The 6681-nt window shown below is 67.3% G+C and carries 3 protein-coding genes; all 3 read right to left on the reverse strand.

What is annotated here, in order from left to right; genetic code table 11:
* Window positions 1–13 precede the first annotated feature (13 nt).
* The 3 genes from chrA to G539_RS0120295 all read right to left on the reverse strand — a co-directional run bounded on the left by chrA (window position 14) and on the right by G539_RS0120295 (window position 5671).
* Window positions 14–1198, reverse strand: a complete 1185-nt coding sequence (gene chrA / locus G539_RS0120285; protein WP_245576911.1) for a chromate efflux transporter — start codon at window positions 1196–1198, stop codon at window positions 14–16.
* A 160-nt stretch (window positions 1199–1358) separates the two neighbouring features.
* Complete coding sequence (locus G539_RS0120290) at window positions 1359–4448, reverse strand: efflux RND transporter permease subunit (protein ID WP_029076828.1); 3090 nt, start codon at window positions 4446–4448, stop codon at window positions 1359–1361.
* Window positions 4445–5671: an efflux RND transporter periplasmic adaptor subunit gene (locus tag G539_RS0120295; protein WP_029076829.1), complete on the reverse strand. Its 1227-nt coding sequence runs from the start codon at window positions 5669–5671 to the stop codon at window positions 4445–4447. Before G539_RS0120295 ends, G539_RS0120290 begins: the two co-directional genes overlap by 4 nt.
* Between the last annotated feature and the right edge of the window lie 1010 nt (window positions 5672–6681).

Consider the following 6681-nt stretch of genomic DNA (forward strand, 5'->3'; position numbering starts at 1 on the left):
GCCGCCGCGGCGGCTACGGGCCGGTCAGGGTCGCGATCGCCCAGCCGCCGCCCGCCGCGAACAGCACCACCATCCAGGACGGCAACCGAAGGACGGCCAGCAGCCCATAGCAGGCGATGGCGAGCGCCAGGTCGCGCCAGCCATGGATGGCCGTGGTGAACACCGGATCGTAAAGCGCCGCCGCCAGCACCCCGACGACCGCCGCGTTGACGCCGACGAGCGCACGTCGCACCGGGGCGACGCGGCGCAGTTCCCGCCAGAACGGCATCGCCCCGACGACGAGCAGGAATGCCGGCGCAAACAGCGCCAGCACGGCCAGGACCGCGCCCCAGAACGGCCCCGGAAGGCCGGCCATCACGCCGAGCCAGGCCGAGAAGCTGAACAGCGGGCCGGGCATCGCCTGCGCGGCGCCATAGCCGGCGACAAAAGCCGGCTCGGAGACGAAACCGGGCCCGACCATGGCGTCCTGCAACAGCGGCAAGACAACATGGCCGCCGCCGAAGACGAGTGCCCCGGCGCGATAGAGGCCCGCGAGAAAGGCGAGCATCGGCTGCCCCGTGGCCGCCGCCAGCGCCGGCAGGCCCACGAGCAGACCGCCAAAGACGATCAGAAGGGCGCCGCCCGCCCCCCGCGACAGGCCGTGCGGCGATGACGGCGACGACGGAGCCGGCGCCGCCGTGGCCAGCATCAGGCCCGCCACGCCGCCGGCGGCGAGAATGCCGATCTGCGTCAGGGAGCCCGGAAACAGCAGCGCCACGGCCGTGGCCGCCAGCGCGATGGTCGCGCCCAGCGCTCCCCGGGCCAGCGAAAGCGCCATGCCACGCACCGCCTCCGCCACCACCGCGACAGCGACGATCACCAGTCCGGAAAGCAGGCCCCGATCGAGCAGCGCGCCGCCGGCGACGAAACCGGATGCAAGAAGCGCCATGAGGACGGCGGACGGCAGCGTGAAGCCGACGAACGCCGCCAGGGCGCCCCGGCTTCCCGCCTTCTCCTGGCCAATCGCCATGCCAAGCTGGCTCGAGGCCGGCCCGGGCAGAAACTGGCAGAGCGCGACGAGATCGGCGAAGGCCGTTTCGTCGAGCCAGCCGAGGCGACGGACGAAACGGCCGCGAAAATAGCCGATATGCGCCACCGGGCCCCCGAAGGAGGTGAGACCGAGGCGCAGGAACTCGATGAAGACCCTGCCCGCGGACACGGCCTCCGGTCCTGTCGACACGATCGGTTCTGCTTTGCTCGAATGATCCATGGCGGCGCAAATTGCACCGGTCGCATGACAACAGCAAGAAGGCCGGAAGCCGTTCTGCAGCAACGAAAACGGCGCCCGAGGGCGCCGTTTCCGATCTCATTCCGGTCCGCTAGTGAGCCGGAGCCGGTTGGGGTTCCTTCGCCGGCGTTGGCGACGGCGCCTCCTCGTCCTCGTGCTTCTTATGCGCGCCGGAGAGGTAGGTATAGAACATCGGCACCACGAAGAGCGTGAAGACCGTGCCGATGGACATGCCGGTGGCAATGACCAGGCCCATCGAGAAGCGGGCCTTGGCGCCGGCCCCTTCCGCGAAGAGCAGCGGCAGCACGCCGAACACCATGGCCGCCGTCGTCATCAGGATCGGGCGAAGGCGGACGCGGGCCGCCTCGACGATCGCGTCGTGGCGGTTGAGGCCACGCTCCTCGCGCTGCTGGTTGGCGAACTCCACCATCAGGATGCCGTGCTTGGTGATCAAGCCCACCAGCGTGATCAGACCGACCTGCGAATAGATGTTCAGCGACGCCGCGCCCAGATTGAGCGGGATCAGCGCGCCAAAGATCGACAACGGCACCGACATCATGATGATCAGCGGATCGCGGAAGCTCTCGAACTGGGCCGCGAGCACCAGATAGATGACGACCACCGCGAGGCCGAACACGATCAGAAGCGTGTTGCCGGTCTCGATCTCGGTACGCGACTGGCCGGCATATTCGACGAAATATCCGTGCGGCATCACCTGCGACGCGATCTGCTGCAGCTCCGCCAGGCCCGCGCCCGACGTCACCGTCGGCCGCGGCAACGCCGAGAGCGTCGCCGAATTCAGCTGGTTGAACTGCTCGATCGCCGGCGCCGACCCGACCGTGTTGATCGACACGACCGAGGACAGCGGCACCATGGCGCCCGCCTGCGAGCGCACGAAGAACGTCTCCAGGCTCTCCGGATTGAGACGATACTTCTCCGGAACCTGGGTGATGATGTCGTAGGCGCGAGCCTCGCGATCAAACTTGGAGATGCCGTTCTCGCCGACGAGGAGCGTCAGCGTGTTGCCGATCTCCGCCACGGACACGCCGAGCGCGGCGGCCCGGTTGCGATCGATCACGACGTTCACCTTCGGCGTGTCGAAGGAGAGCGAGTTCTGCACCACGATGAACTTGCCGGACTCCATGGCCCGGTTCTTGATCTCCTCCGCGACCGCGTAGACGCGCTCGGCCGGCTCGGTCGACTGCACGACGAACTGGATCGGCAGGCCGCCGCCCGTTCCCGGCAGCGACGGCACGGCGAACACGAAGGCCTGCACGCCCGACACCGTGTCGAGGCGGCCCTGAACCTCCTGCTGCACCTGGGCCTGCGAGCGCGTGCGCTCGCCCCAGGGCTTCAGCACGAGGCCGGAGAAAGCCGAGTTGGCCGCTCCGCTGCCGGCGATCGAGAACAGCGCGTCGCGCTCCGGAATATCGGCCGTCTTCTGGGCGATCTCGTCGACATAGAGCTGGGTGTAGTCGATCGTCGCATATTGCGGCGCGTTGATGATCGCGAACATGGCGCCCTCATCCTCTTCCGGCGCCAGCTCGGAAGAGGTGTTGAGGAAGAGGAAGACCATGGTCCCGAAGATCGCCACGACGATCGCCAGCGTCACCGGGCGAACCTTGAGCGAGCCGACGAGGCGGCGGGCGTACCAGTTGCCGAAGCGGTCGAACACCCTGTCGATGGCATGCTGGATGCGACCGCCGCCGGGCTTCAGGATGCGTGCCGACATCATCGGCGACACCGTCAGCGCCACCAGGCCCGACAGCATCACCGCGCCAGCGAGCGTCAGCGAGAACTCGCGGAACAGCGCGCCGGTGACGCCCTGGGTGAACGCCATCGGCGCATAGACCGCGGCCAGCGTGATGGTCATCGCGATGACGGCGCCGGTGATCTCCTGCATGCCGACGATCGCCGCCTTCATCGGCTTCAGCCCCTCCTCGATGTGGCGGTGGATGTTCTCCACCACGACGATCGCGTCGTCGACGACGAGGCCGATCGCCAGCACCATGGCGAGGAGCGTCAGCGTGTTCAGCGAATAGCCGAGCGCCCAGAGGATGAAGCAGACGCCGATCAGGGACAGCGGGATGGTGACGATCGGAATGATCACCGAGCGGAACGAGCCCAGGAACAGGAAGATCACGACGACGACGATGGCCGAGGCCTCGAGGATGGTGCGCAGCACCTCCTCGATCGAGGCGCTGATGGCTTCGGTCGAGTCGTAGACCAGCTCGATCGTCATGCCGGCCGGAAGCGATTCCGCGATCAGCGGCAGTTCCTTGCGCACGCCGGTCGCGACATCGAGCGGGTTGGCCGACGGCGTCTGGAAGATGCCGAGGAAGACGCCCTCCTTGCCGTTGAACCGCACCTCGGTGTCGGTCGAGGCGGCGGCGAGCTCGATCGTGGCGACGTCGCGCAGCCGCACGATCTCGTCGCCATTCGAGCGCAGCGGCAGCGCGCCGAAGGTCTCGGGGTCCTGTAGAGTCGTCTTCGCCTCGATCGAATAGGCGTAGAACTCGTTCTTGGTCTTGCCGGGCGCCGACAGGAAGTTCGAGCCCCGGATCGCCGCCAGTACCTCGGTCGCGGTGACGTTGCGCGAGGCGAGCGCCACCGGGTCGATCCACACGCGCATCGCGAATTCCTGCGCGCCGAGGATCTCGGCATTGGCGACGCCATTGACGGTCGCGAAGCGCGGCTGGATCACGCGGATCAGGTAGTCCGTGAGCTGCTGCGCGTTCATCATGTCGCTGCGCGCCGCCAGATACATCAGCGCGAACTGGAAACCGGTGCCCTTCTGGATGACCGGATCCTCGGCCTCGTCGGGCAGTTGCCCGCGCACTTGCTGGACCTTGGAGATGACTTCCGTCAGCGCCTTGTCCGGGTCGGTGTTGAGCCGCATGTAGACCGACACCGTCGAGACGCCGAGCGAGCTCTTGGACGTCACATAGTCCACGCCTTCGGCCGAGGAGACCGACTTGGCGATGGTGGAGGTGATGAAGCCCTGGATGACGTCGGCGCTGGCGCCGGGATAGACCGTGGTCACCGTCACCACCGTCTCGTCGACCTTCGGATATTGCCGGATCGACATCGACAGGATGCCCTGCGCGCCCAGCAGCAGGATCATCAGGCTGAGCACGGTCGAAAGGACCGGGCGGCGGATGAAGAGTTCGGAGAAGCTCATGACTTCGAAGCCTCCGGGTTGGCCGTCGCGCCCTTCATCGGCACAACCGAATTGCCGACCGCGACCGGCGAGCCGCTCGACAGCTTGTTCTGGCCCGAGGTGACGATGCGCATGCCCGGCGTCACACCCTCGACCACCTCGATCAGATCACCCGATCGGCGGCCCGTCTTGACGAAGACCTGCTTGGCGACGAGCGCCGGCTTGGCGCCATCGGCGCTCGCGGACGCGGCCTTGCCGGCATCCTCCGCCGGTTTGGTGGCCTCGGTCTTCGCTGGCTCGGCCTTGGTCGGATCGCCCGCCTTCGCCGGCGCGTCCTCGACGGCATAGACATAGGCGCCATAGAGGCTGATCGTGACCGCGGTCTGCGGCAGGGCGATGACATGGTCCTCGACCGGCAGGTCGACCCGGACCCGGATGAACTGGCCGGGGCGCAGCGTGCCGTTGGGATTGTCGACGACGGCCTGCACCGTCACCAGCCGCGAGGCCGCGTCGATCTTCGGATCGATGCCGGTGACCGCGCCCTTGAAGCTCAGATCGTCCTCGGTCAGGCCGAAGCGCGCGGGCTGGCCGATCTTGAGCGCGCCGAGCTGCTGCTCCGGCACGGTGAAGTTGACCTTCATGCGTTCGAGGTTCTGCAGCGTGGCGACGACCGTTCCGGCCTGGACATACTGCCCGACGTCGATCTTCGGGATGCCGATCGTGCCGGCGAACGGCGCCTTGATCGCCTTCTGGTCCAGCGTTGCCTCGAGCTGCGTCAGCGCGCCCTTGGCCTTGTCGAGATTGTTCTGCGCGTCCTGCAGCGAGGCGACCGTGCTGACATTGCGCTGCAACAGGGCCTGGGCGCGGCTCAGCGCCTCCTGGCTGACGGCGACCGCCGTGTTGGCGCTGACCAGGCCGGCGCGCTCGACGGCGTCGTCGATCTGCACCAGGAGCTGGTTCTCGTCGACATGCTCGTTCGCCTTGAACAGGATCTTGTCGACGATGCCGCCGGCCTGAACCGCGACATCGACGCCCTCATAAGCGGCGACCGTGCCGACCGCCTCGATGCCGGGCGTCCACTTCGCCGGCTCGACGGTGATCGCCGAGATGGTGACGACCGGCGCCTGCATGTTGGCGAAGAACTGCTCGATCATCTTGTTGCGGAAGAAATTGAACCAGATCAGACCGCCACAGATCGCCACGACGACGATCAGCAGGACCGCTGCGAGGATGAAGCGCTTCATGTTGGGCAATCCAATATGGCGCGGAACCTGCCTCCGGGGTGGCAGCCGCATGAAAACACCAATCGGGACGGTGCGCCGGTGGCGCGCCGCCTCGAACATCAGGAGACGATTTCTGTACTGCCCCGTGGGAAGTGTCAACGCGAAGCAGCAGCCACGGCCATCCACAACTGCCGCCATCCTGCCAAGCCGCGACGACTGTGCTTTTCCAGCATGAGTCGGCGATTGAATTTTCTGCACGGCCGGCTTCGATTGACAACGCTCGGGGCTCAATCCGTCGGCGGGCGGGGATGTCGCGCGCGCCTCGGCCGCCGCCGCCCCCATCGACGGGGGAGGTGCTTGTCCCACGTTCGGGGAGGCTCGCCAAGGCCCCTGCCCGACCAGCGTCGCATCGGCGTACCGAGCGCCGCACCACTCCTCAACGCCCGGGGTCGCGGGGTCCTGAAGCTGCGGCCTGGTCGATGCCGGATCGTTGGGGTCTGAGAATCACCTTCTGCCACGGACGGTGGCCGCTGAGCGTAGCGGGGGGCGACGACGTTGGGGCTGCGGGTGGGCGTTCGGCAAGCCGGCATGCTCACAGCCCCCCGAGTGGATCGGCGCCAACCCGCGCTTGGAGCGCGAGCCATCGTGGTGCCCTGGTCGCTGCGGGTCGGCGCTCCTTCGCGTCGGGCGTTTGCTGGCGGCCGTTTACCCGTGCGGCTAGCCGTCAGACAACCCGCGGTTTGGTCGCTGTGTTTCGGCGGCGTTTTGCCGGCTGCTGCGGCGGCCTGGGTGGACGCGGTTTCTGCGGCTGGGGGGTGATACCGGGGGTTTGGGTAGACGGCTGTTCCGGCTGGCCCTGGCCGGGCCTGTCCCTGCGATCTCGTCCCTGCGCTGGCCTTTGCCCTGCCCCGGCGGGGGGCGTCTGGTTTCGCGGCTTTGGCATGCTTGGAACGGCAAAAAGCCCCGCCGGATTTTGTCCGGGCGGGGCTTTTTGGGTTTTGGATCGTGAAGAGAATTTTGTCGAGATTTCT

The sequence above is a fragment of the Kaistia adipata DSM 17808 genome (assembly GCF_000423225.1).
In the GTDB taxonomy this organism is placed as follows: domain Bacteria; phylum Pseudomonadota; class Alphaproteobacteria; order Rhizobiales; family Kaistiaceae; genus Kaistia; species Kaistia adipata.